General features: G+C 54.7%; 20 protein-coding genes and 2 tRNA genes. 9 read left to right on the forward strand and 13 right to left on the reverse strand.

Going from position 1 to position 24262, the window contains the following annotated elements:
• Positions 1-48: 48 nt before the first annotated feature.
• From D5085_12205 to D5085_12215, 3 genes are all read left to right on the forward strand, one after another.
• On the forward strand, positions 49-582 hold the full coding sequence (locus D5085_12205) for a DUF1566 domain-containing protein (protein ID QEP43820.1): 534 nt from the start codon (positions 49-51) through the stop codon (positions 580-582).
• A 246-nt stretch (positions 583-828) separates the two neighbouring features.
• A complete protein-coding gene (locus tag D5085_12210; GenBank protein QEP43821.1) occupies positions 829-1146 on the forward strand; it encodes a hypothetical protein in 318 nt (105 codons plus the stop codon).
• A complete protein-coding gene (locus D5085_12215) occupies positions 1146-1445 on the forward strand; it encodes a helix-turn-helix domain-containing protein (protein ID QEP43822.1) in 300 nt (99 codons plus the stop codon). Before D5085_12210 ends, D5085_12215 begins: the two co-directional genes overlap by 1 nt.
• Before the next feature lie 155 nt (positions 1446-1600).
• On the opposite strand, the gene D5085_12220 is transcribed toward D5085_12215, so the two are convergent.
• The 6 genes from D5085_12220 to D5085_12245 all read right to left on the reverse strand — a co-directional run bounded on the left by D5085_12220 (position 1601) and on the right by D5085_12245 (position 7811).
• Complete coding sequence (locus D5085_12220; protein ID QEP43823.1) at positions 1601-2983, reverse strand: DUF1566 domain-containing protein; 1383 nt, start codon at positions 2981-2983, stop codon at positions 1601-1603.
• Positions 2984-3057: 74 nt separating this feature from the next.
• Positions 3058-3768, reverse strand: coding sequence for a 3'-5' exonuclease (locus tag D5085_12225; protein ID QEP43824.1), 711 nt, complete (start codon positions 3766-3768; stop codon positions 3058-3060).
• A 12-nt stretch (positions 3769-3780) separates the two neighbouring features.
• On the reverse strand, positions 3781-5175 hold the full coding sequence (locus D5085_12230; protein QEP43825.1) for a CBS domain-containing protein: 1395 nt from the start codon (positions 5173-5175) through the stop codon (positions 3781-3783).
• 83 nt (positions 5176-5258) lie between these two features.
• A complete protein-coding gene (locus tag D5085_12235) occupies positions 5259-5621 on the reverse strand; it encodes a hypothetical protein (protein QEP43826.1) in 363 nt (120 codons plus the stop codon).
• 88 nt (positions 5622-5709) lie between these two features.
• On the reverse strand, positions 5710-6366 hold the full coding sequence (locus D5085_12240) for a hypothetical protein (GenBank protein ID QEP43827.1): 657 nt from the start codon (positions 6364-6366) through the stop codon (positions 5710-5712).
• 200 nt (positions 6367-6566) lie between these two features.
• Positions 6567-7811: a hypothetical protein gene (locus D5085_12245; protein QEP43828.1), complete on the reverse strand. Its 1245-nt coding sequence runs from the start codon at positions 7809-7811 to the stop codon at positions 6567-6569.
• Positions 7812-7859: 48 nt separating this feature from the next.
• Here D5085_12245 and D5085_12250 point away from each other — a divergent pair, with 48 nt between their 5' ends.
• From D5085_12250 to D5085_12260, 3 genes are all read left to right on the forward strand, one after another.
• Positions 7860-8615: a class I SAM-dependent methyltransferase gene (locus tag D5085_12250; protein QEP43829.1), complete on the forward strand. Its 756-nt coding sequence runs from the start codon at positions 7860-7862 to the stop codon at positions 8613-8615.
• A gap of 293 nt (positions 8616-8908) precedes the next feature.
• Positions 8909-8984 (forward strand) — tRNA-Gly (locus tag D5085_12255).
• A gap of 11 nt (positions 8985-8995) precedes the next feature.
• Positions 8996-9072: transfer RNA gene (locus tag D5085_12260), tRNA-Arg, on the forward strand.
• A 45-nt stretch (positions 9073-9117) separates the two neighbouring features.
• Here the strand turns inward: D5085_12260 and D5085_12265 are convergent.
• The 6 genes from D5085_12265 to psd form a co-directional block, all read right to left on the reverse strand.
• A complete protein-coding gene (locus D5085_12265) occupies positions 9118-9717 on the reverse strand; it encodes a hypothetical protein (protein ID QEP43830.1) in 600 nt (199 codons plus the stop codon).
• A gap of 19 nt (positions 9718-9736) precedes the next feature.
• Positions 9737-10624 carry a transglutaminase family protein gene (locus D5085_12270; protein QEP45148.1) on the reverse strand — a complete coding sequence of 296 codons (888 nt, stop codon included), beginning with the start codon at positions 10622-10624 and terminating at the stop codon, positions 9737-9739.
• A 21-nt stretch (positions 10625-10645) separates the two neighbouring features.
• Positions 10646-13243, reverse strand: a complete 2598-nt coding sequence (locus D5085_12275; protein QEP43831.1) for a hypothetical protein — start codon at positions 13241-13243, stop codon at positions 10646-10648.
• Between the two features lie 63 nt (positions 13244-13306).
• Positions 13307-16456 carry a DUF748 domain-containing protein gene (locus D5085_12280; GenBank protein ID QEP43832.1) on the reverse strand — a complete coding sequence of 1050 codons (3150 nt, stop codon included), beginning with the start codon at positions 16454-16456 and terminating at the stop codon, positions 13307-13309.
• Between the two features lie 28 nt (positions 16457-16484).
• Complete coding sequence (locus D5085_12285) at positions 16485-16916, reverse strand: SseB family protein (protein QEP43833.1); 432 nt, start codon at positions 16914-16916, stop codon at positions 16485-16487.
• Positions 16917-17011: 95 nt separating this feature from the next.
• Positions 17012-17875 carry a phosphatidylserine decarboxylase gene (psd, locus tag D5085_12290; protein ID QEP43834.1) on the reverse strand — a complete coding sequence of 288 codons (864 nt, stop codon included), beginning with the start codon at positions 17873-17875 and terminating at the stop codon, positions 17012-17014.
• Positions 17876-18049: 174 nt separating this feature from the next.
• Between psd and D5085_12295 the strand changes: the two genes are divergently transcribed.
• From D5085_12295 to amt, 3 genes are all read left to right on the forward strand, one after another.
• On the forward strand, positions 18050-18493 hold the full coding sequence (locus D5085_12295; GenBank protein QEP43835.1) for an NUDIX domain-containing protein: 444 nt from the start codon (positions 18050-18052) through the stop codon (positions 18491-18493).
• Entirely contained in the window at positions 18486-19862 is a 1377-nt protein-coding gene (radA, locus tag D5085_12300) for a DNA repair protein RadA (protein ID QEP43836.1), read from the forward strand. Before D5085_12295 ends, radA begins: the two co-directional genes overlap by 8 nt.
• A 167-nt stretch (positions 19863-20029) precedes the next feature.
• Positions 20030-23455, forward strand: coding sequence for an ammonium transporter (gene amt / locus D5085_12305; protein ID QEP43837.1), 3426 nt, complete (start codon positions 20030-20032; stop codon positions 23453-23455).
• Here the strand turns inward: amt and D5085_12310 are convergent.
• On the reverse strand, positions 23426-24148 hold the full coding sequence (locus tag D5085_12310; protein ID QEP43838.1) for a DNA-binding response regulator: 723 nt from the start codon (positions 24146-24148) through the stop codon (positions 23426-23428). The two genes, amt and D5085_12310, sit on opposite strands and share 30 nt — an antisense overlap.
• Positions 24149-24262: the final 114 nt, after the last annotated feature.

Genomic DNA, 24262 nt, shown 5'->3' on the forward strand with positions numbered 1-24262 from the left:
AATTTTTTGTTCCCATGCTTTCCTTGGGAGTGTATTAGGAGTATTTCGATGAGACTGAATAGTGCATTATGGCTGGCAGCTATTGCTATAGCTACTCTACCAGTATCCCTACAGGCTCAAATCTGCGAAGTAACTATTCCTCGTTTAGCGCCCGATAGTCGCTATATTGACCATGGGAATGGTACTGTGACTGATAGTGTTACCGGATTGATGTGGAAACAGTGTAGCGAAGGGCAGAGCGGTAGTGGCTGTAGCAGTGGTAGTGCTGAAATATTTACTTGGGATGCTGCCCTACAGCGTCCCGCTACGCTAAACAGTTCTGGTGGTTTTGCCGGTTATGGCGATTGGCGATTACCTAACCGTCATGAACTCTACTCGTTAGTAGAAGTCGCTTGTGCCAGTCCTTCTATTAATTTGACCTATTTTCCCAATACATCTTCAGGTATCTTCTGGTCGTCATCGGTTGTTGCGGATCTTAACGGTAATGCTTGGTTTGTTGATTTTAATATTGGTAGATCTAACTATAATTACAGCCGTACGAGTACAGATTTTGTGCGACTGGTTCGCGGTGGAACATTTTGATTTTGATCTTGATTTTTTCGTTCAGGTATTCCGAAGGTGTAGTGTGTAGGTCGGGTTAGCCCGTAGGGCGTAACCCGACGCCGGATAGGTTCAGGGGGATTGTCGGGTTACGCTGCGCTAACCCGACCTACACACTTGATTTTTTTTCGTTCAGATACTTTGAAGATGTAGGTCGGGTTAGCCCGCAGGGCGTAACCCGACACACACTCGCTGGATATTGTACGTCAATGACGTATTGTTCACTCCATGATTATCTTCGAGACAACAGTTTTCACCAAAATTATTCATTCACTGATGCCCGATGATGAGTATCGCCTGCTCCAAAATCACATAATTGAATCTCCTGATACGGGGGAGCTAATTAAAGGAAGTGGAGGACTTCGAAAAGTTCATTGGAAACTTCAAGGTCGTGGAAAACGAGGTGGTGTTCGGGTAATCTACTACTGGGCGATAAATGACGATCAAATTTTCATGCTCTATGAATATCCAAAGAGTGAGCAAGAGAATTTAACCCATGAGCAGTTGTCAGCGCTTAAAAAACTTGTTGAGTCGGAGTTCAGATAATGAAAGATGAACATTTCAAAGAGCTAGTGGCTAGCATTGAAGAAGCGGGTAAAATTCACAGAGGAGAGGAGAAGCCTTCTCGGTCATACGAATTGCCAGAGCCTGATGTGAAAGCTATAAGGGAGGGAATTGGTTTTTCTCAGTCGAAGTTTGCCGCGTTAATTGGCGTTAATGTGCGCACATTGCAACATTGGGAACAAGGCCACCGGCACCCAACTGGTCCGGCCAAGATCTTATTAAGACTTGTGCAATCTGATCCCGTATCGGTATTCAAAAATCTGCACATAAATCACATATAACGGATAAGGTTAGTGTGTAGGTCGGGTTAGCCCGTAGGGCGTAACCCGACGCTGGATAGGTTCAGGGGATTGTCGGGTTACGCTGCGCTAACCCGACCTACACACTACACACTGAGGGCGACTTCACTTAGATGAGAGGGTTAGCTACCCCCGACCTATTGAACGCTACGGACTAAACGAACATAGTTGAAGACCCTCAACGCATCGCCCTGAGGCCCGTGGCTTTGGGGATAGTCAGCGGCATTGCCACTTTTCGGATCACTGCGTTGAGCACCGGCGCCATGGACATCCAACCAACTTTTGCCACCATCCATTGAGCCGATGGCTCTGCCAAAAGCGATGTAGGCTCCATACCCTCCACTGATTTCGCCGAGAGTGGCGTGGGTAGTACTGCTCCAGTAATAGGGGGCATCGGTCTGCCCTGCCTCATTGGTGATTGCGCTGACGCCAAAGAGTGAGTCGATGGCCGCTCGGTTAGCGTGGGTATCCGGAGAGAGGCTGTAGTCCAATAGGCTTTGTAACTCTTTGATAGTTGGCAGACGCCAGTCACGATACCCTAGATGGTTTTCGCTATTGCGTTGTTCGGCTAGCTTTAAGGCCTCCTCCCAGTTGAGACCGACACCACTATCGCTAGCCTGCCACATTAGCTGGGTCGCCTCATCTGTAATGGTGCCATCGCCGTTGGAGACGAATCGGTTGCTACCGTAAGTAGGGTTATCTCGGACGCACAGAGTATAGAAGGTTTTATCAGATCCTTGCATAGTGGTGGGATAGCCTTTGATACGGCCATCGGCAAAATTGACCCCAAAAACGGTTTCATCGCCATTCATGGTGGTGGAGACATATCGGGTAGCGGAGACAAACTGGGCATCAATGAGTCGTTCGTTGGCAGAGGTATCGCCATAGCCAAAGCCAAAATAGCGAGTATCAATAAAGGGGGTAAGTCCACTAGTCTCGCTGCCGGTATAGCTACTAGGATCGAGTCCGCGAAAGTCGATGAGTGAGTAGAGTGTTTTGATGTCTGGTAAGCGCCAATCGTTGTAACCGGCGAGTGAGAGGCTCTCACAATAGTCAATCGCAGCGCTGTAGCTCAATTTATCCTTGGCGGTGATGCTCTGATCGTTGGTTAGATCAGGGCTCTGCATCCACATCAAGCCGGTTATTTGATCGCTCACCGTACCCTCTTCATGGAGAAGATAGCTAGCCTGATTTCCCTGTTGCTGCCCATCTTGGCCATAAAAGGGCGAGCCACTCGTCGGACAGTCGATAGGCGTGGTCGCATTAAAGCACTGCGCCTGCATCGTATCGACAATGGGATAGGTTGGTTTTGCCGATGAGTCTGGATTAGTCTCATCGGCTTCGGTTGTATCGAGGGATGGCTCTTCTTGTGTTGGTGAGTCAGTCTTATCGGTATCTGTAGGCGTGAGCGAGGAGGGGCTCTTCTCATCGGCTTGTGTGGGCTGGCTACTGTTGTCTGAAGAGCTGGAGCAGCTAGAGAGGAGTAGCAGTGCTAGAGTGTGTAAAAGATAACGATTCATAGTGATGGTTCCTTAAATTGAGGGGGGAATATCATACAAAACCTATCGGTGTGAGGTTACTAATGTACCCTAGATCACAACCCCGCGCGAGGGTAGAGCAGCCGTTTGAGCGGTAGATCCTTGCCACCGGTTAGCTGCTCTCGTTGCACTAAAAAGAGCTCTGCGGTGGCTAACGCATCACTGAGTGCGTTGTGGGCTCTATAGAGTGGCAGTTGGGCGTGTTGACGCAGTGTAGCTAGGCGCAGATCACCGCGCCTTATCGGCAGGTTGCGCCGCTGCATCTGGCGGCGGGCGAGCCATTCGGTATCGATGACCGGTACTATCCAGCGGCAGCCGTAAATGATTTCGATAGCTCGGCCGATAAAGTTAAGCTCCATCGCGGCGTGGTGGGCTAGCATCACCCGTCCAGCGATGAGGGGGAGGATCTGGTTGAGTGCCTCTTCTAGGGGGAGGCCGGCGGCGGCATCGGTATCGGTAATTCCGTGGATAATCGCACTCGGTTCGGGAATCGCTTGCGCCGGACGGACTAAGAGGTGGAGACTCTGTTGTAGTTCGATGATCTCGCCATTGAGATGGAGCAGGCCGATGGAGAGGATATCATCCTCTTTCGCCTTGAGGCCGGTGGTCTCTAGATCGATAGCGACTATCGGTACCTGACGGCTCGGTGTGTTCGGATCGGGAAAGGGGGTGGAGAGGAAGTGGTGCAGGGCGGTGCCTGTCGGGCAGTGGCGTAGTCGTTGTAGGCGGTAGTGGTTGTCACTGAGTAGAAAACGGGGCCACTGCATCGTTCGATTCGCCTAACTCAATTCGGCCACAGAGTAGTGCTGGCTTAGTTGGCTCTGCCACTGGCGCAGGGTGAGGAAGATCTCCTTTAGGTGCTGCATCTCCCAGCGACTGAGGTGGTTGGGGTTGATAAAGTTATCGACCGGCTGCGCGTTGGCTATCTGTTGGGCGTGGTGGCGCAGCCGCAGCTTGGCAACAAAATGAAAGGCCTGTTGTAGCTCGATGCTCTCTTCTCGATTGAGTTGGCCGGCAGATTCGCACTGGCGCAGGCGGTTGAGGGTCGATGGGGGGAGGGGGGCAAGGGCTAGTGCGAGGGCGCGGTGGCGGGCGAGTGAGACGAGTGGAATCAGTGCCCCCTGTTTGATATCGAGCTCTTCGGCGTGCTCCCCCTCGCCCATGACCACCAGTTGGCGAAAAAAGCCGATCGGGGGGCGGCAGGTGACGGCGTGGGCGGCAAGATAGCGCAAAAAGCGCTCTTGTCGGGCAATGTCGCGGCTCAGCGGAGACCATACAGACTCAAAGAGGGTTAGATCGCCCGCTAGGGGGCGGGCATCGAGTAGATTAACGGCGACGGCCACGCTATGGAGGGTCGGTGCCGTTAGCCACTGCTGCCACTGCCGCTGCCAGCTAGTGAGGGTGCGACACCAGGGGCGGTGTTGCGCCATCACTCTGCCGGAGCAGAGCGGGTAGCCACACTGTGCTAGGTGCTGGTTGACGGTCGTGGCGAAGTGTTGAAACCAGTTAAGATCACTCTCTGAGGCGCCATCGGCAATAATGAGCGCATTATCTTGGTCGCTATAGGTGAGCTGCTCCTGCCGTGCCTGTGAGCCGCCGCAGATCCAGCACCAGGCTGTCGGTGCCTCCCCCTGCTGCTGTAGTGTGAGGCTGAGGGTCTGGCGGGTAATGGCGTCACTTAAGAGTGTCATGGTTTGGTGGATATGTTCGGCGCTGTGGCCGAAGAGGGTGAGCTGAGACTGTAGTTTCGGTAGTCGTTGCGCTAGCGTTATTAGCTCATGGTGGCTCTGGCAGCGGCCGATATCGACCGTCAGATAGAGCGGGTGATCGCTCTGTAGCCGAAGTAGATCGAGGCTGGTGATCATGCCGCAGAGCTGCCCCTGTTCGACCACTGCGAGATGGTTAATTTGGTGGCTAGAGAGCAGATAGAGTGCCTCATTGACCGAAGCGCTACGCTCAATCGTCAGTGGGTTGAGGGTCATAATCGACTTAATGGCGGTAGCGGGAGAGAGGGCGGCGGCGAGGCAGCGATTGCGTAGATCAAGATCGGTCACTACCCCCTCTAAGCGATCGGGGCTGCCGATAAAGAGGGCAGAGAGGCTATGTTGCTGCATGAGTCGAGCCGCTTCGGTAATGGGGATCGTGGCTGCGGCGGTTAGGGTTAGCGGCCGCATAATGTCGGCTAGTGGTTGGTTGATCGCGGTGATCGGTAGCGGTGAGGTGTGGAGGTAGTGGGTCGCTTTGCGCAGGCGACGGGTCAGGGGCTGGCTGAAGTGGTGATCAAATTTGCGCTGCTGTTGTCGTAGCCGTTCGACCTCAATGAGGGGAGCAGATAGACTAGGCTATCCTCTATTGCTTGTAGTTGTTGAGGGGTATTGGGGTCGGGAAGGTAGTGATCGCCTTCACTTAGCTGCTGTTGTAGCTCGCCTTGTGGATTGAGGAGCGAGAGTGCCCCTTGACGAATAATCGTTAACGCCTGTAGGGGTGGCAGTAGGGCGTGTTGTCGAAAATAGCGGATCTGTAGCCGCTGGGGCAGGGCGTTAAGCTGCCTCTCTTCTAGCAGATCAAACGGTGGGTAGAGGGCGAGAAAGTTGCGAATCTCTAGTAGTTCAATATCCACGCTGTTCCAAAATCTAACCCGATAGGGTGGGTGGGAGGAGGAGAGGCTCAACCGGCGACAGTGTGTCGCCGGTTGAAAAGTCTGGCCTCTAGTGGTCGGTAGCGCTACTAGCGCCTTTAGGCACGCGAATATCTTCAACCAGAGTCTGAATATGCTCCGGTGGGGGAGCGGTCACTTTGGAGAGGATAATCGCAGTGGCAAAGTTGAGTAGAGCGCCAATGGCACCGAAGGATTCAGGCTGAATCCCCATAAACCAGTGTTCGGCGTTATTCGGTGCCATTGCCGTTCCCGGAATAAAGAACCACCCTTTAAACCAGAAGATGTAGAGCAGTGTTGATCCGAGACCGACCAGCATACCGGCAACGGCAGCGATATTATTAATCCGCTTGCTGAAGATACCCATCATCAGTGCTGGGAAGAGTGACGAGGCGGCTAGGCCGAAGGCGAGCGCTACCACTTGAGCGGCAAAGCCGGGGGGGTGCATCCCTAGATAGCCGGCGACTAAAATCGCCCCCGCCATCGCGATGCGCCCTGCCATTAGCTCGTTTTTCTCTGAGATTGAGGGCATAAATACCCCCTTTAACAGATCGTGCGAAATGGCCGAGGCGATCGCAAGCAGTAGTCCTGCTGCGGTCGAGAGTGCCGCTGCCAGTCCCCCAGCTGCCACCAGCGCAATCACCCAGTTAGGGAGTTGGGCGATTTCGGGGTTAGCTAGTACCATAATGTCGCGGTCAACCTTGACCATTTCGTTCAGCAATTCAGAGTCACCGCCAAACCAGCATCACTACATAGCCTTGCTTTCTTGGCGACAATACCCCCCCTCTTCTCAACATTTCCTTGTTGAAAAGTCAACTATTTCAAATTGTACAGCGGTGTTGAGTGAGCTTGTCTCCAGTGTGTAATGAGGGTTATCCCGAATTTCGGAGCGGGGATCTCCATCGTCTTTTAATTGATGAGTCGAATCTGGCAGGGGCGCCCGGTGAGTTGGGCTAATTTCGTTACCGACAGTTTTCGTTCAGTCATAACGGCAATCATCTTTCCCCAGATGCGCTTTAAGGTCATCTTCCCCTGCATAACACTTTGAAATGTCTTGCTAAATACCAGTAACTGATTGATGATGTGAGCTATTTGCAAGCACTGGTAGTAATTCTTGGTCGCCAGATAACTCACCCGTGAAAATTTGTGCTCTAATGCATATCCATGATTTTTTTGGGTATTAAAGCCTTCGTTCTCTATTTTCCAGCGTAAGCGTCCGGTACGGCTCAATTCCGGTGCCGTATTCCAGTTGATGGGATAGGAGCTAATGTGAACGAACCGATTTTCAATTATCTGCCCCTCTTTGTCGGTGGTTGTCTCTATGCATTCCAGCCAGTGTAGTTTCACGCCATGATAGTCAATATCGTTAATCCATGTATAGTTTTGCTCAATGACATTATCCTGTTGCCGTAGAATGATTTTTCGTTGATTGCCGGATGTTAACTGGCACAAGGATTTAACCTCTTCCCAAACAGATGGCAGATTGCCATCCTTGAAGGTGACTATCCAGCCCCAACCATACTCTGAGCAAATTTCGAAGAATCCCTGATAAGGATAGAGTCCATCGGCAACCAGACAGATGGGTAGACGCGGAAACGCCGATTTCAACTTTTTTGCTAGGCGTTTGAATGCCTTACGCTCACAATCCTGTTTGTCATAGTTGCCCTCTTCGGGGTTTTCCAGCCACTCTGTGGCAATGGAGATGGCGAAGCCGTTAGCGGTAATCAGTTTGGCCTCTAAAACCATGTTATGCCAGCTACTTTTACCGCTGCTGTAGTCTTTGTGCAGCGCCTGTTCATGGGGACACTCTGTAAAACTATGAATCCCGCTCGCATCCACCGCAATGACAAACCATTCACCAAACAGCCGTTGATTGTGGAATATCTTCTTTTTCAACAGCGCCCTAACCATGGATTGAGTCAGTTTTTGCAGTTGATCCTCCGTGAGTTGTCGCATGACATTATCGACGGTATCCATATGAGGTAGCGGCATTTTGAACAACCGCTGGTAGTTTTTGCGAAAGCGTTTCTCTTCGCGCAGATTATTCATTTCATTACGAGAACCGGCTTTAAAGAGAAACATGGCAATGCAGGCCGTAATAAGAGCCGCCAAATCATAATTAGTAGATGTCCGGCACTCATCCAGCTCTCTCATCTGCTCAAAGAGAGCAGGAAAGAAGTGTGTGAATTAACGGGAGGGAATATGGATGATTTGCAAATGCAGCTTTTGCTTGATTTGCATAAATCAAATATCAGGCAAGGACCTGGTGGGGACGCTGAATCAAAACGGGCAATGGAGCTAGCTGGTCTCGACCGCTCGCGTCCGCTAAAGATCGCTGATGTTGGCTGCGGTACTGGCTCATCCACCATCCTTCTGGCCAAGGAGCTGGATGCCGACATCACCGCCGTGGATCTCCTGCCGCAGTTTCTCGACGAGCTTCAGAGCAGAGCTAGCGACCACGGCGTGGCGGACAGGATCACCCCGCTGAACTGCTCCATGGATGAGCTGCCTTTTGCTGAGGAACAGTTCGATGTGATCTGGTCCGAAGGGGCTATTTACAACATAGGCTTCGAAGCTGGGGTGTCAGCCTGGAGGCGATTCCTAAAGCCCGGTGGAAAGCTCATCGTTTCTGAGATCACCTGGTTCAGCGCCACACGATCGCCGGAGCTCCAGTCCCATTGGCAGAGCGAATATCCCGAGATCGATGTCGCATCAGCAAAGATCGGGCTCCTTGAACGGCATGGCTATAGCCCGGAAGGCTACTTTGTCCTGCCGATCCATTGTTGGCTTGACAACTACTATCGCCCCATGCAGAGCCGTTTTGATGCGTTTTTGGAGCGACATGGCCACAGCGACCAGGCCAAGGCTATCGTCGATGCGGAACGGCACGAGATTGCCCTTTATGACAAATTCCGGGACGACTACGGCTACGGCGTTTATGTGGCGAAAAAGGTGTGAGCCGTGACGCCACCGGAGGCAAGATGGCTTGCCCGAGATGTTCAATTCAATTCGATGCATGTTGGGGAACCGAACCGGCATCCGAAAACCCTATTCGAAGTTGTTGCGGTTCAACGCTGCCATCTTAGCCCCCCTCCAGGGGGTATGTCGGGTTATTTGAAAATTTTTAAACAATAAGTTATCGTGTTGATTTTATTTATTTTTTTATTTAATAAACAACATTTTAAAGGGGAGAGTCCATTTGGGTTGTTGACAGCTTAGATTATCTGAGTATAATGCGCCTCACTTTCCAAGCGGGAATAGCTCAGCTGGTAGAGCACAACCTTGCCAAGGTTGGGGTCGCGAGTTCGAATCTCGTTTCCCGCTCCAAAATAGAATACGCGCATGTAGCTCAGCTGGATAGAGTACCTGGCTACGAACCAGGCGGTCGGAGGTTCGACTCCTTCCATGCGCGCCAACTTAAGACCGCAAGATAACTACTCCCCCCCTTCTTGCTCTCCTCTTATCTTTTCTCCTCTTGGCAGTAGGATGTATTGGTAGCTAAGACGACGCCAATGCGGCTAAATATGGTGCCAAAACGCGCCCGCCTCGCTCCGAAATAGAAAAACACCTGCCCGCGTGTATTACCAGAGATAAATTTGCCATCGTCATTTTCAAAAGCGATCCTTCGATCAGGTAGGCAGAGTGAGGTGGCGCTGTGCAGTAGGGCGTGAAACCAGCGCGTCTCGGTGGAGTTATTAACCAGTACAATCGCTTCACAGACACGCTGTTGATGCCAATGATCCAAAAAGAGATCAACGGCCGCATTGATTAACCTCCTGCCGTAGGGGGGATTCATAAATACCCGCCCGGGGACTCGAAACCACTCTTGGTTAAAGGCGTCATCGGTGGGATCAAAAAAGCGCTTCGCTCTGACATGGGCGTTGGCTGTCGCCGACGAAAATGGATCGAGATCTATCTCCCCCATGACCTCTCTGGCCATATCGGTATAGAGACTGGGGGTAAACCAAGCGTCAGAGTCTCGATCACTGCTCTTTTTTAGACCCGGTTTTGAGCCGATATAGGCTAATCTATTAATATCTGCCTTCTGTTTTGCGTTCACCACTATCCCTTTTCGTTGCCTACTCTAACTCACCTAGCCGAGTTACATCGACCGCGACCGCGAGAGTGTGCGTTCCGCCGCCGTAGATGACCCCTTTTAATGGCGCTACGTCGCTATAGTCGCGCCCCCAAGCGATCGTTAGATGTTGGGTGGTGGGGATTTGATTATTGGTTGGATCAAAATCGGTCCAGCCCATTTCGGGGATATAGACCGAGATCCAAGCGTGAGAGGCGTCTGATCCCTGTAGTTTCTCCTCTCCCGGGGGGGGTAAGGTCTCCAGATAGCCACTGACATAGCGAGCCGGCAGCCCTAGCACCCGCAGTGAGGCGATCATTAGGTGGGCAAAATCTTGGCAGACCCCCCGACGATGCTCAAAAACACTCTGTAGCGGCGTCACTAAGGTGGTAAAGCCGGGGGCGTAGCTAAAGTCGTTAAAGATACGCTGCATCAGCTCACGCACTGCATCAAGTAGTGGGCGGCCGAGATCGAAACTCTCGCTAGCGTAGTCGTATAGCTGCGGCAGCAGGGGGACATAGGGCGAGGCGAAGGTGTAGCCGTGGGCGTGCAGCAGGGCATCATCACCACAACCGGCCACGGCATCACGAACCTCCTCCCACGGGGGGGAGTGGGTGGGGAGCGGGAGAATACCGGGGTGGCTAATCTCTAGTCGGCTGTGCGAAGTCACCTGCAGCCGACTGTGGGGCTGATCTACGGCAAAATAGGTGGTGACATTGCCAAAGTAGTCACTGTAGCGCTGACTGAAGGCGGGGGGGGGATCGATCTGTAAACTGGCCTCTAGTCGGCGTTGGTGCTCACTGTTGCGGGGGATGAGGCGGGCGGTGTTATGGCACAGCGCCACACGGCCTTGATAGAGATATTCGGTCACATGGCGAATTTGGTACTGCATGGGGCTATCGTCCACCTCGACTCATTGCACTACCCCTTCAAGTTGAACTAGCTGGGTCGAGTTTTCGGTATGGTTAAAGTAGGCGTTACTCATAGCATCGGAGATGTGTGGCAGCAGCGACTCCAGATCGGCTAGCAGGGCAATGAGCCGTTGCCGTTGTGGCGGCGACTCCCCCTCGGTCTGACCTAATAGCGCCGGATCGGCGAGTCGCACCCGACTAATCGCCTCTAGCACCAGCCGCTCCTCACGGCTTTTGTAGGCGAATAGATTATGGCGCGGTAGTTCGGTAATAAAGTGCTGTAGCGCATCGAGCTGAAAGCTGAGCGAGCGGGGATTGGTCTCATCCTGTAATAGTAGATCGAGCAGGGGGTGGATATGGACTTGGGTACGGTAGCGGCTGCGGTAGGTCAGTTGGCTGTCACAGATCACCAGTAGCTGCTCCATAATGGCGCTCTCTTCGCGACAGGGGGTAGAGAGGGTCGCCTGTAGCAGATGGGTCATCTGCGTTGCCCGCTCTAGCCGACGACCGATAGAGAGGAAGCGCCACCCCTGGCCATAGGTCATATTTTCGGCCATCAGCCCGTTAAAGGCGGCGAAAGCGATTACCAGCTCATCGAGCTGCTCTTGGGCATCATTGAGCGCATCTTCGCCGGAGGAGTCGAGATTGGTTAACGAGCGAAACCGATTTTGGTTCTGTAACAGCTCCAGACTCTCCTCAATGCGGTTAAAGACCCGCCAGATATCGGACGAAATCCGTTCGCGAACGCTGCGGGCGGCGTAGAGCAGAGCGTTTAGATTAAACGACAGGGTACCGGGACGCTCGCGATCGAGAAAGACTGACATAAGCTCCGCCTCCGGCTGTTTAAGCCGCGCCGCTGCCCCATCGCCGATAAAGCCAGGATAGGTCTCGGTGGTACGGGTGATCGCCCGTAGCAGGCCGTGCTGGCACTGATTATTGAGGGGTAGCTCTACCGGATTGAGCAGCATTAACAGCACCGTTCGCAGTAGCCTGACGCTACTTTCGGCTCGCTCCAGATAGCGCCCGAGCCAGAAGAGGTTCTCTATCACCCGACTCGGGATCTCGTTACGCCGAAACTGCGGTACGCTATCGTTCCCCGGCATCATACTCTGGAACTGAAGCTCCGGCTCAGAAGCGAGCAGCCAGATATCTTTACTAATACCGCCATGGCGCAGTAGCGGCGTTCGCTGTGGTGCCGTCCCGGCGAGGCGGCCTATGCCGCCGGGAAGGAGTTGATAGCCCCCCTCATCGGCGGCGGCGAAGATCTGCAACAGTACCGGATGCGCCCTGAGGCTACGGCCCTCGAATAGCGGGGCTGTGGTCGGTTCGGTAACCGGCTGGGCGATATAGAGCTGCGGCTGATGCCTCATCTGCTCTAACAGCTCATGGCGCTGGTTCGCCGAGAGTTCGCTGCCGTTGAGGAGAGTCGTCGCCTCTGGCAGCAGGGTGCGAATCGCTAGCTCATCGAGGTGGGTGGTAACATAGTCGTAGTCGGCTTTGCGACCACACCACCAGCGGGGGGAGGAGGGGAGCTGCAGCGGCTCTCCGAGTAGATATTGGCACAGCTCAGGGAGAAACGGGGTCAGCGCTGGACTGTTAACCGCCTCAGCACCGAGTGGATTTAGGACGGTAACGTTCTGACTACGAACCGCCTGCACTAACCCGGCAATCCCAAAGAGCGAATCTTCTCGTAGCTCCAACGGATCACACAGATGGCTCTCTAGCCAGCGAATAATCACCTGTACCGGCTGTAGCCCCTCTAGCGTTTTGAGCCAGACCCGCCCCTCTCTGACGGTTAGATCGGCCCCCTCAACGAGAGTATAACCCAGATAGCGGGCAATATAGGCGTGTTCAAAATAGGCCTCATCTCCCGGCCCGGGGGAGAGAATAACAATGCGTAGCGGCTCACTCTGCTCATTAGCTAGCTTATGGATTCGGTAGCGCAGGCGACGGAAGAAGGCGGCGAGGCGGTGTACCTGCGAGTCGCGAAACAGACTAGGGAAGACTCGCGATAGCACCACCCGATTCTCCAGAGCGTAGCCGATACCCCCTAACGAGCCGCAGCGATCGGTGGTGATCTGAAAAGAGCCGTCGTGACAGCGCTCTAGGTCGGCGCTATAGAACTGGAGCATCCGATCATCGGGGAGGGAGAGGCCGTGACAGGGGCGCAGAAAGGTGGGGGAGGCGTAGATTAACTCTGGAGGGAGTAGCCCCTTTCTTAACACTTTGGCAGGGCCGTAGAGATCTTTGAGCAGCAGATTGAGTAGCTCAGCCCGCTGCTGTACGCCACGCTCAATATCGAGCCAGTCGTGGCTGGAGATTAACAGCGGTACCGGATCGAGCACCCAAGGGCGTCGTAGCTGTCGCGGCTCACCAAAGGCACCCCCAGTGACACCGTTATCGCGCAGCAGGCGGCCGATCTCTCGACTGCGCTCCTCAATCTCCTCAGGGCCTAAATCCTCCAGCACTCGTAGTAGATAGTGCCAGTGGGGGTGTAGCTCACCACTGGCGCTAAACAGCTCATCGAAATGGCTGGAGGGGTGGTAGTGCTCTAGTAGAGGGGAGATAGTTTCAGGTTCCGCAGCAGGTTCTGGTGGCATTGATGGGCTCTTGTCATTCGGTAAAGGGGAGAGTCTAAGCCGATTTTGAGCCAAATTCAAAGATTACATCTTTAACTCCACTTCGGGGATCGCCTCTTCGGTCGATTTTATGACCGCGCGGCAGGTTAAGAGTCGGGTCGTACCGATCCCCTGCTGCAACAGTCGCTGCTTGGCGTTTGCCGCACGAGTTTTGGCTAGTTGCAGCAGTGCCTCATCGGTAATGGTTATCTCGACAGGCGCTGGCGCTGGCGCGGGGGAGGGGGCAGGGGAGGGGGCAGGAGAGGGGGCCGCCTGCTGCTGTAGAGCGTCGCGATCTGACTCGGTAGCGGTTGGGCAGAGCTTAAGCTGCAACTCTGAGCGCTCAGTTAACAGCGTGGCCAGCTTGGTCAAGTAGTCGCGATGGGTATCGGTGAGTGTGGAAGTGCCTGGCTCAAACTGTAGCGGCTGCAGGGGGATCTCTTGTGACATCTTATGCAGCATCTCGCCGACAGCAAAGAGAGCCCCATAGGGCTGTAGCGCCACCTTAAGATAGGTCGTGGCGGCCATTTTAACGCTATTGGTAATGGCGGTATTGATAATATCGCCGATACTGAACTGAGGATTGCTAGTATCGCCGCTTATCGGAATATTGAGTGCGATATTATCCTGCTTATCACGCAGCACCGCTAGCCCCATCTCTAACGGCGGCGCAGGGTTAGCCTGCTGCTCCGCCTCCGTCCGCTCGGCGAGCGAGATCTGTAGCTGGTTAATTAACAGCTTAGCTAGCCCACTCATTTTGCCCTGCTCAATAGTGAGTTGAATATCGCTATTTAACTGGCCGCTATCGAGGTGGTAACCGAGGATCGGAGAGGCGTAACCGCTGATATCGTGCAGCTCTAAGGCCTCAATAGTGGCGGTCAGATCGAGCGTCGGTAGCGTGGCAAAGGGGGCCACCTCTCCGGTAACAGTCACGGTAGAGAAGTCACCAAGGGTTGCCTGTAGCTGTAACGGAGCGGCCCTATCTGGCCGGGTCGAGTCGATTGGGCCGAGCTGTAGCTGAGTGAGAGTTAGGGTCTCTTTCAAGGGGGGCGTCGGTACCGCATCGTGGAGTGAGAGGCGGTTATCCCCCCTAAACTCTAAGCCACCGATACGAATCGCCATGGGGGGATCACCCGACATCTGATCGGCGCTAGGGGAGGGGGGCGGAGAGGGAGAGGGAGCTAGGGAGGGGGGCAGAGCGAGTGAGCCGTCGGCTTGGCGCTCTAGCGAAAGTTCGATGCCACTTAGGATCATCTGCCCGATATCGATGGCATCAGGGTGGTAGTTGAGCTGTTGTAGTTGTAACTGTTGTAGCTGTAGTAGCCGCTCTCCTTGGGGCTGCTGATGGAGCTGGTGGCCGCTTAGCGTGAGTTCGCCGCTAATGTTTGGCCCCGTTTCGGGTTGCCACCCTATCTCACCTTGCCACTGAAGCTGCTGCTGTTGTAGCGCTAGCCCGGCCACCTCTGCCCCTATACCGGTGAGGGTGAGCCGACTCTGCTGCTGTAGCTGCTGCTGTGGCTGCTGCCAATTGACTTCACCCTGCCACTGTAGCTGCTCATAAGAGGCCTGCTGGGCGGCGGTTGGGTTGGCAACATTGACTGACTCGCTATCGAGTTGACCTTTAAGGGCTAAGATTAGGCTGTTAGGCTCTGGCTGCTGTAGATCGACACTCCCCTGCCAGCGTAGCTGCTGCTGAGAGAGTTGTTGCTCGCCCACTTGAGCCTCTAGCTGCTGCTGAGTCAGCGTGCCGTTGAGTGCTAGTTGTCGCTGATCTGATAACTGCGTCAGTGCGATCTCCCCCTCCCACTCAAGGCTAGCGCTCTGGAGCTGCTGCGCTGCGGCGGTGGCGGCTAGATGTTGGTTCGCGAGGTTGCCGTTGAGCGTCAGCTCGACGCCTGCCTCACTCTGATTGAGGCGGATATCGCCCCGCCACCGTAGCGGGCCGCTGTTGAGAGTCACCTCAGCGTCGCTCTGACTGAGTGTTAACGGCGCTAGTGTCAGCTCTGATTGGCTCTCGATCTGCCGCCGTTCACCCTTTAGCGTCGTGCTACGGCTGTTATCGATCAACACTAGCTGCGGCAGCGAAAAGTGGGTGAGCAGGTCTTGGTAGCGGCTCTGCTGTAGGGTCACTTGCCCCTCATGCTGTAGCTGCTGCTCCCCCGCCTGCTGGTTAAATTGTAGCTTCCCCTGCCACTGTAGCTGCTGCTGACTTAGCTGCTGCTGGCCGAGTTGGGCCTGTAGCTGCTGCTGGGTTAGGGTGCCATTGAGCTGACTCTTTAGTGCGCCTTGGTTGAGATCGTAGCTAATACGGGAGTGGCCCTGCCAGTCGATTTGATCCAGCGTTAACTGCTGCCCTGGCTGCTGAAATTGGAGCTTATTGAGTTGCAGTTGGCCGTTATGGGTTAGAGTTAACTGGTTATCTGCTAGCTGTAGCAGGAGGTGGGCCTGGTGCGATAACTGACCTTGTAGCGACTGCTCAGGTGGGAGTAGCGGGGCTAGCAGAGGGGCTAGTTCGATACCGTTGTGGCTGATAAAGAGCTCGCCCTGCAGCGGCTGGTTGAGTGGGGTAATCTCTGCCAGTAGCTGTAGCGGTAGATCGTTGAGGGCTATATCGATCTGCGCTAGCGTCGGCTGTTGCGGTTGCCAGCTATAGAGCTGGTGCAGCAGGAGCTGTTCAATCTGAAGTCGCTGTGGCATATCGCCACTTACATCGAGCCTAATATCGGCCAGACGAATCGTCTCAAACCCAACCCCCCAACTCAACTCGATTGCCGAGTCTGTCGTCGGCTCCTCCTTCGAACTAGCCGGAAGCGCGACACCGGCGATGCTTACCCCGCTCTGGGCCTGATAGTCAATGGGCAGTACCACCCCGGCGATCACTAGCTGTTTGACCACGACTCGCTTTTCGAGTAGCTGGCGGTAGTCGAGATCGAGATAGAGCCGCTCCAGTTTTGCTAGCGGCTCAGAGCCGGCACCGATCACCAGTTGGTGTAGAGTAACGCTTCCGGCTAGCAGACTGAAGTCGAGGCTCTCTATCTCCACGACCTCACCGGTAGCACTCTGAAGCTGATCGGCAACTAGCTGTTTTAAGAGCAGCGGCAGAGCGGCAAAACTAGCTAACAGCAGTAGTGTTAGCGTATAGAACACCTTGCGCCAGCGCGGGATGAGCGGTAGAGAGTCGATAAGTGGTGGCATGGTCGTAGGGGAGAGGATGGTTCTGTTATTAAAGGGGTTGTTGGGGGGCGTTCGCTTTGACAGTGGCGACGAGCTGTTCGACTAGCATAGGTTCTAGATCGATGCCGATCTCAAGGCCCGGATTAATCGAGATAGCAACGCCGCTGCCGACCCGCTCTAAAATCCAACTCGCCTCGGCCAATAGCCCCCCCTCATAACCGGGGTAGTTAGCCAAAAAGGCCTTACCTCGCTCCGGTGCGGTAAAGAGGATCAGAATGTCATACCCCTCATCACTGGTAATCGTTAACGGCTTAGCGATTTGGGAGCGCTGTAGGCCGCCGATTTTGTCCTCATCGTGAATAGGCATAAAGAGTTCGCTATTGAGTAGCGAGTGCATGAACTGCTCATCCTCCAAGGTACCTTGGGTAAGAGCGAGCAGGGACTCTTCGAGAGTCGAGGTGGGGCGAATGGTAGTGGTCATGGCGTTAGATCTCGATATTAATTGACAAAAAAGCGTGACAGATAGTCTATTCATTGCTCTGGATGGGGGTTTGGGTAGCCATAGGCAACTGTGGTTTAGTGAAACCGAGCGATTAACTGCCCCATCTGGAGCCGCGCTGCGGGGGATTGTACCCCCTCACTCCAATCGAGTCTCGCCCGCTGTAGCAGCAGTATCACCGTCGAGCCCATGTTAAAGCGACCGATCTCCTCCCCTTTAGTGAAGTGGGTCGCGGGGGTATCGACATAGTGCCAGTGGTGGATCTGCTTACCGGCAGGGGGGGTGATCTCACCGGCCCAGAGAGTCTCAATGCTGCCGACATTGACCGCCCCGACCATAATGAGAGCCAGTTTGCCAAAGGGGGTTGCAAAGTGGGCGACGACCCGTTCGTTGCGGGCGAAGAGCTTTGGAATAGTGCGAGCGGTGGCCGGGTTGACGCTAAACAGCCGTCCGGGGATATAACTCATGGCGGTGAGGGTGGCATCGAGTGGGATATGGATGCGGTGGTAGTCACGCGGGGAGAGGTAGAGGGTGATAAACTGCCCCTGCTGATAGTGACGGGCGTTGATCGGGTGGCTCTCGCCTAAGAGTTCGGCGACACTAAAGTCGCGCCCTTTAGCCTGAATCATTCGCCCTTGACGAATCGGTCCATATTGGCTGACGCTACCATCGACCGGCGAGATGAGGCCATCAATGTCAGTCGCAATAGGTCGGGACTCTGGGCGTAATTCACGGGTAAAAAAGTCGTTAAAGTGGCGAAATTGGTGCGGCGATTGGCGCTGAGCCGCCCCCATATCGACCTGAAACAGGCGGCAGAAGTGGCGAATCGCCCCATTTTTGAACCAACTCACTTCACAGCGAGTGAGGCGGTGGGTGAGACGGGAGAGGGCGTGTCCTGGCATTAGGTATTGGGGCCAGCTTTTCAGTTTATCGGTTAGCATAACGGTTAGACTATTGGTTAGGCTTGAAAAAAGTGAGGAGGGCAGAAGGCTATAGTGGTAAGCTTAGGAGACCCAAAACCAGCCAACACACAGGAGCCGCTGCCCATGTCAGATATTATGCAACTTTTAAACCGTTTAAGCCACGAAATATAGCCGCAGCTAAGGTGGCAAGGTATGCAGCCTAAAGAGAGTATCGCGCAACCGGTGGTTGCGGTGGGGGCGTTTGTGATTCACAACGGGGCGATTTTGCTGGTTAAACGGGGCAGACCGCCCGCCGCTGGAGAGTGGGCGGTTCCGGGGGGGCGGCTACAGTGGGGAGAGTCGTTGCAGCAGGGGGCAGAGCGCGAAGTGTGGGAGGAGTGTGGGGTGACTATTTGCGCTAAAGAGGTGATCTACCACTTTGAAAACCGAGTGAGTGATGGCCTAGGTGGCTATCTCTACCACTATGTGGTGCTCGATATGGTCGCCGACTATCTCGGCGGTGAGCCGCAGGCTGGCGATGATGCCGCAGAGGTGGCGTGGTTCGAACTGACACAGTTGCCTAGCGTGGCACTGAATCGGCAGACCGCCTTAGCGCTGCAACAGTTAGGGTGGTGGCGAGGGGAGCTGCGTGGCTAAAGCGAAGCTACAGTATAGCTGTCGTGAGTGTGGCGCTATCTCCCCGAAATGGGCGGGGCAGTGCGGCGATTGTGGTGCTTGGAATAGTATGGGTGAGGAGTTAGCACCCGTCACAACAGCGGCGGCGGTTAAGCCCCGTTTCGGTGGCTACGCCGGCGCTGGGCAGACGGGGGCGGCGGCGATTATCGAACTTAACGCTGTCGAAAGCGAAGCGGTCGAACGCGATAGCGTCGGCATTGGGGAGTTTGATCGAGTCTTAGGCGGCGGTCTGGTGCCCGGCTCGGTGGTGCTGTTAGGGGGCGATCCTGGGATCGGCAAATCGACGCTACTGCTGCAGGTGCTCGATAAGCTCTCTGATCGCTTTGCCGTGCTCTATATGAGTGGCGAAGAGTCGCCGCAGCAGGTCTCGCTTCGTGCTCGGCGGCTACAATTAGCCGCAAAATCGGTGCGTATTTTAGCCGAAACTCGGGTGGAGGCGATTTTACACGCCTGTTATCAGGAGCAGCCGCGGGTGCTGGTAATCGATTCGGTGCAGACGATCTACTCCGAAATGCTCTCATCGGCCCCCGGTTCGGTCTCTCAGGTTAGAGAGAGCTGCGCTAAGCTAGTACAGTTTGCCAAACAGACCCAGACGGGGCTCTTCTTGGTCGGCCATGTGACTAAAGAGGGGCAGCTAGCCGGCCCTAGAGTGCTAGAGCACATGGTCGATACGGTACTCTATTTTGAGGGGGATAGCGGTAGCCGCTATCGGGTGATTCGGGCGGTTAAAAATCGCTTTGGCGCGGTGAACGAGCTAGGGGTGTTTGCCATGACCGAGGCGGGATTAAAGGCGATCACCAACCCCTCGGCGATCTTTTTGGCCAACCGTGACCCCGATAGCAGTGGCAGTGTGGTGATGGTGACAGTGGAGGGGAGTCGGCCACTCTTGGTGGAGGTACAGGCGCTGGTCGATGAGAGCCACGGCTCGGCACCGAGGCGGTTAGCGGTAGGGCTCGATGTCAACCGGCTCATGCTGCTGCTAGCCGTACTACACCGGCATGGGGGGATCGCCACTTTTGATCAAGATATCTTCATCAATGTCGTTGGCGGGGTGAAGCTGAACGAAACTGCGGTCGATTTAGCGCTCTTAGCCGCCATCTGGTCGAGTCTGCGTGATCGCCCGCTGCCGCAGACGCTGATTATCTTCGGCGAAGTGGGGTTAGGCGGTGAGATTCGTCCAGTGCCTAATGGACAGGAGCGGCTGCGGGAGGCGGCTAAACACGGCTTTACCCGAGCGATTATCCCCTATGCGAACCGCTCTCGGCAGGTGGTTGAGGGGTTGCAGGTGGAGACAGTCAAACGGATCGATGAGCTGTTTGAGCGCTTGTGAGAGAGGGCGCATTATCGCCGCACCAATAGAGTGCATTGTGGCATGGCGAGAGGGGGTCTGAGGCGACTCTTTTAGCGTATGTCACTGAAATAGAACCTAACCTATGCTATATGGATAGTTTTTTGCTCACCCCCCTATTGCTATTATCGTAAAGCAAAAGGGGTGCGATGGACAAGCTACTGTTAGATACACTTTGGTTGCTGCTCTGCTCGGTACTGGTGCTACTGATGCAGGCCGGTTTTCTGGCACTGGAGTCGGGGGCGACCCGTACTAAAAATGCCATCAATGTGGCGTTAAAAAATGCCGCTGATCTGCTGCTCGCGCTGTTTCTGTTTTGGCTGGTCGGTTTTGGGATCATGTTTGGTCAGTCGGTCTCGGGCTGGTTCGGCAGCGACCATCTGCTACTCTCAATGGAGAGCAACCCGCCGTGGTTGCCGGTCTTTTTTCTGTTTCAGGCGATGTTTTGTGCTACCGCCGCAACGATTGTCTCAGGGGCGGTGGCCGAACGGGTGCGCTTTAACGGCTATCTCCTCATGACCGCTGTGGTGGTGGTGGTGATCTACCCTGTTGCCGGCCACTGGATCTGGGGGGGAGCCTACCTACCGCAGCCGACTTGGCTGGCCGAACAGGGTTTTGTCGATTTTGCCGGCTCGACGCTAGTACATAGCCTAGGCGGCTGGGTGGCGCTGGCGGCGCTGTTGCTGATTGGCCCCCGTCAGGGGCGCTTTAGTGCGGAAGGGGGGCAGACGATTCCGGCGAGCAATCTGCCGCTATCGATGCTAGGGGTGATCTTCTTTCTGATCGGTTGGATCGGCTTTAATGGCGGTTCGCTGCTGGAGTTAAACAGCGAAGTGGCGCTGGTGGTTGTCCATACCCTGTTAGCGGCGGTCTCTGGCGGGGTGACAGCTTGGCTGGTGAGTCGGTGGATACCGCAGGGGCGAGATGAGGTGCTACTGCCTCTAAATGGGATTCTGGCCGGATTGGTCTCGGTGACCGCGAGCGCCCACGCTATTGGGACGCTACAGGCGCTCTTAATTGGCGCGGTGGGGGCGGTGGTGATGGTGCTGACCCATGTTGAGTTGTTACGACGGCGGATTGATGATGCCATTGGCGCGGTGCCGGTTCACCTAGCGGCGGGAATTTGGGGGACTATCGCGGTGGCGCTCTTTGGTGATAGCGATAAGTTGGCCACCGGACTCTCAGCCTCTGAGCAGCTTTGGGTACAGCTACAGGGGATTGTGATTGTCGGGGTGTGGGCGTTTGGCCTCAGCTATCTCATCTTTGGGCTGATTAACCGCTATCTGCCGCTGCGGGTAAGTCGCGAAGCGGAAGCCGTTGGCCTGAATATCTCCGAACATGGGGCGAGAACGCCGCTACTAGAGCTACTACAGGCGATGGATAGAGCCGAAGCGCAGCAAGATCTGACCCAGCGGCTGCCGGAGGAGCCCTTTACCGAAGTGGGTCAAATCGCGGCTCGCCATAATCTATTAATGGAGGCGTTAGAGCAGGCGATTGCCACCACCAGAGCGATTGTGCGTGATATTCGTGATGGTATCGTCACCTTTAACAGCCATGGCGAGCTGACTAGCTTTAACCCCGGTGCCGAACGGCTGTTTGGCTACACCAATGAGCGAGTCATGGGAGAGTCGATAACGACTCTGTTTGACACCGCGCAGCGCCATCTGCCGTTTCGTAGTGATGGCGAGGGGGCGGGCCGAGCGCTATTTGAGTTTGGCGAGCAGAACCAAATTTGCGAATTTATCGGTAAGCGGGCCGACAATACCAAATTTGCGATGGAGTTTATCGTTAGCCAGAGCCGTAAAGATGGGGAGAGTCTCTTTACCGGCTTAATTCGTGATGTGACTGAACGGCGTAAAATAGAGGATAAGCTGTTTCAGGAGAAGGAGCAGGCGCAGATCACCTTAGAGTCGATTATCGACGGCGTCATTACTACCGATCAGGAGGGGCGGGTGGCGTTTGTCAATAGCGCTGCCGAACGGATGACCGGTTGGCCGAACCGTCAGGCGAAAGGGATCGCCTTTGAGCAGATTTACGACTGTCGCGATGAGGTGACCGAGCAGAGCTGTAGCCAGATTGTGCAGCAGGTGATTCGCTCCGAAAGCGCCCTCTCCGACTCCTCGCCACGACTGCTGCGCCACCGCGACGGCACGCTCTATGCCGTACACCACGCCGCCTCGCCGCTCCTTAATCGTAAAAAGCGTCTAACCGGTGTGGTGGTCGTGTTTCACGACATAACCCGAGCGCGACAGATGCAGGCGCAGCTCTCCTATCAGGCGAGCCATGATAGTCTAACCGGACTGAAGAACCGCGCGGCGTTCGAGAGTGCGGTGGCCAATCTGTTAACCCATCTTCAGCTAGATGAGGGCGAACATATCATCGGCTATCTCGATCTCGATCAATTTAAACTGGTCAACGATACCTGTGGCCATATCGCTGGAGATCAGCTCTTAACCCAAGTCGCTAAGCTGTTACAGAGCTGCCTGCGGGAGCACGATCTACTCGCCCGATTAGGGGGCGATGAGTTTGGTGTCTTGCTGCACAATGCTAGCGTCGAGGCGGGGGTGAGGGTGGCCGAACGGATGAGGGAGGCGATCGCTAGCTACCGTTTTCCGTGGCAGGAGCGGCAGTTCTCTATCGGAGTCAGTATCGGGTTGGTAACGGTCGATCTCCACTGCGAGAGTTTAGGTCAACTCTTAAGTCGTGCCGATACCGCCTGCTATGCTGCTAAGGATTTAGGTCGAAATCGAGTCCATGTCTATGATATTAATGATGGTGAGGTCGCCCAGCGACAGGGGCAGATGCACTGGGCACAGGAGATCCGCCAGGCGCTCGATAGTGATAGGTTTCGACTCTACTGCCAGCGTATTGAGCCGCTCCACAGCTCAGAACGGTACCACGCCCACTACGAAATATTGGTACGAATGGTTGACCATAGCGGTCAGATCATCCCTCCTGGGGCCTTTATTCCGGCGGCTGAGCGTTATAACTTAATGGTCGAAATTGACCAGTGGGTCGTACGAAATACACTCGCTTGGCAGGGGGATATGGAGCGCAGCCACCCTGAGGCGGCGATCTACTGTGCAATCAACCTCTCCGGTAGCTCCATCGGCACCCCCGCCTGTTTGCAGTCGATTCGTAGCGCCTTTAAGGGCTATGGTGCCAACCCCGAGCGAGTCACCTTTGAGATCACCGAAACGGCGGCGATTGCCAACCTCGATGCTGCTATCCACTTTATACAGCAGTTAAAACAGATTGGGTGTCGCTTTGCTCTCGATGACTTTGGCAGCGGCCTCTCCTCGTTCGGCTATCTGCGTAATCTGGCGGTGGACTACTTGAAAATTGATGGCAGTTTTATTCGGGAGATAGAGAGCTCCCAGACGGATCGAGCGCTAGTGGAGTCGATTAACCATATTGGCCATGTGATGGGGCTACAGACCATTGCCGAATTTGTCGAAAATAGCCAAATCGAATCGCTGTTACGGGAGATGGGGGTCGATTACGCTCAGGGCTATCACATCGGCCACCCTAAACCGCTAGAGGAGCTAGGTACGGTGCGGCGGATGGGGCGGTAGTGACGATTCGACTAACGACAGGCGATACCCGAATCCGCGCACGGTGCCGATGTTAAACGGATGGTGGGGTAGTTCGTTAAGTTTGTTTCTGATGCGGGCGATGGTGGTATCGACGGTACGGCTGTCGGTGGAGGTTGGGCGCAGCCAGACCTCATCGAGTAGGGTCTGTCGTGAGACTAGCTCATTGCTGTGGCGAGTTAGGAAGATCAGTAGCCGATACTCAATAGGGGTGAGACGAACCGATTGGTGCTGATAGTTAAAGGTGTGTTCGGCCTCATTAAAGTAGTAACCTGCGGGTAGGATCAGCTCCTGCTCCTGCTCCTTCGTAACGCTGGTGCGCATCTGGGCATAGAGCCTCGCCGTCAGCTCAGCAACTCGAATCGGCTTGGTGATATAGTCGTTCGCCCCCTGCTCTAGCGCGTGGACAATCTGTGCTTCGGTATCGTGAATACTTTGAATCACAATCGGCGTCTGCCAGCCGAGCCGCTGGCGAATCTGTTGAATCACCTCTAGTGCAGTGCCATCGGGCAGTGACCAGTCGAGTAGAAACAGATCGAAACTCTGCCGCTGCAATGCGTTTATCATCTCCTGAATTGTCGTGAAGGGGTGTACTTCATAGTGTGCCTGTTGCAAAATGCGTTGCAGCATGGTGCGCTGGAGTGGGTCATCTTCAAGAAGTCCAAGTGTCGGCATTGACAATCCTTTTTTATCAAATATTTTGAATTAAATTGAAAAAAAAACGCAAGATAGTGATCCTCGTCTGTGCGGCAAGTTTGGCATTGCGGTCTGTTTTGAGAGGGCTAAGTT

The organism is Ectothiorhodospiraceae bacterium BW-2 (assembly GCA_008375315.1).
GTDB lineage: Bacteria > Pseudomonadota > Gammaproteobacteria > Thiohalomonadales > Thiohalomonadaceae > BW-2.

Excerpts from the sequence above, each read along its gene's own strand:
- D5085_12205 (QEP43820.1), top strand. The coding sequence starts at position 49 with ATGAGACTGAATAGTGCATTATGGCTGGCAGCTATTGCTATAGCTACT.
- D5085_12210 (QEP43821.1), top strand. The coding sequence starts at position 829 with ATGATTATCTTCGAGACAACAGTTTTCACCAAAATTATTCATTCACTG.
- D5085_12215 (QEP43822.1), top strand. The coding sequence starts at position 1,146 with ATGAAAGATGAACATTTCAAAGAGCTAGTGGCTAGCATTGAAGAAGCG.
- D5085_12220 (QEP43823.1), bottom strand. The coding sequence starts at position 2,983 with ATGAATCGTTATCTTTTACACACTCTAGCACTGCTACTCCTCTCTAGC.
- D5085_12225 (QEP43824.1), bottom strand. The coding sequence starts at position 3,768 with ATGCAGTGGCCCCGTTTTCTACTCAGTGACAACCACTACCGCCTACAA.
- D5085_12230 (QEP43825.1), bottom strand. The coding sequence starts at position 5,175 with ATGCGGCCGCTAACCCTAACCGCCGCAGCCACGATCCCCATTACCGAA.
- D5085_12240 (QEP43827.1), bottom strand. The coding sequence starts at position 6,366 with ATGGTCAAGGTTGACCGCGACATTATGGTACTAGCTAACCCCGAAATC.
- D5085_12245 (QEP43828.1), bottom strand. The coding sequence starts at position 7,811 with ATGAGAGAGCTGGATGAGTGCCGGACATCTACTAATTATGATTTGGCG.
- D5085_12250 (QEP43829.1), top strand. The coding sequence starts at position 7,860 with ATGGATGATTTGCAAATGCAGCTTTTGCTTGATTTGCATAAATCAAAT.
- D5085_12270 (QEP45148.1), bottom strand. The coding sequence starts at position 10,624 with ATGCAGTACCAAATTCGCCATGTGACCGAATATCTCTATCAAGGCCGT.
- D5085_12275 (QEP43831.1), bottom strand. The coding sequence starts at position 13,243 with ATGCCACCAGAACCTGCTGCGGAACCTGAAACTATCTCCCCTCTACTA.
- D5085_12280 (QEP43832.1), bottom strand. The coding sequence starts at position 16,456 with ATGCCACCACTTATCGACTCTCTACCGCTCATCCCGCGCTGGCGCAAG.
- D5085_12285 (QEP43833.1), bottom strand. The coding sequence starts at position 16,916 with ATGACCACTACCATTCGCCCCACCTCGACTCTCGAAGAGTCCCTGCTC.
- psd (QEP43834.1), bottom strand. The coding sequence starts at position 17,875 with ATGCTAACCGATAAACTGAAAAGCTGGCCCCAATACCTAATGCCAGGA.
- D5085_12295 (QEP43835.1), top strand. The coding sequence starts at position 18,050 with ATGCAGCCTAAAGAGAGTATCGCGCAACCGGTGGTTGCGGTGGGGGCG.
- amt (QEP43837.1), top strand. The coding sequence starts at position 20,030 with ATGGACAAGCTACTGTTAGATACACTTTGGTTGCTGCTCTGCTCGGTA.
- D5085_12310 (QEP43838.1), bottom strand. The coding sequence starts at position 24,148 with ATGCCGACACTTGGACTTCTTGAAGATGACCCACTCCAGCGCACCATG.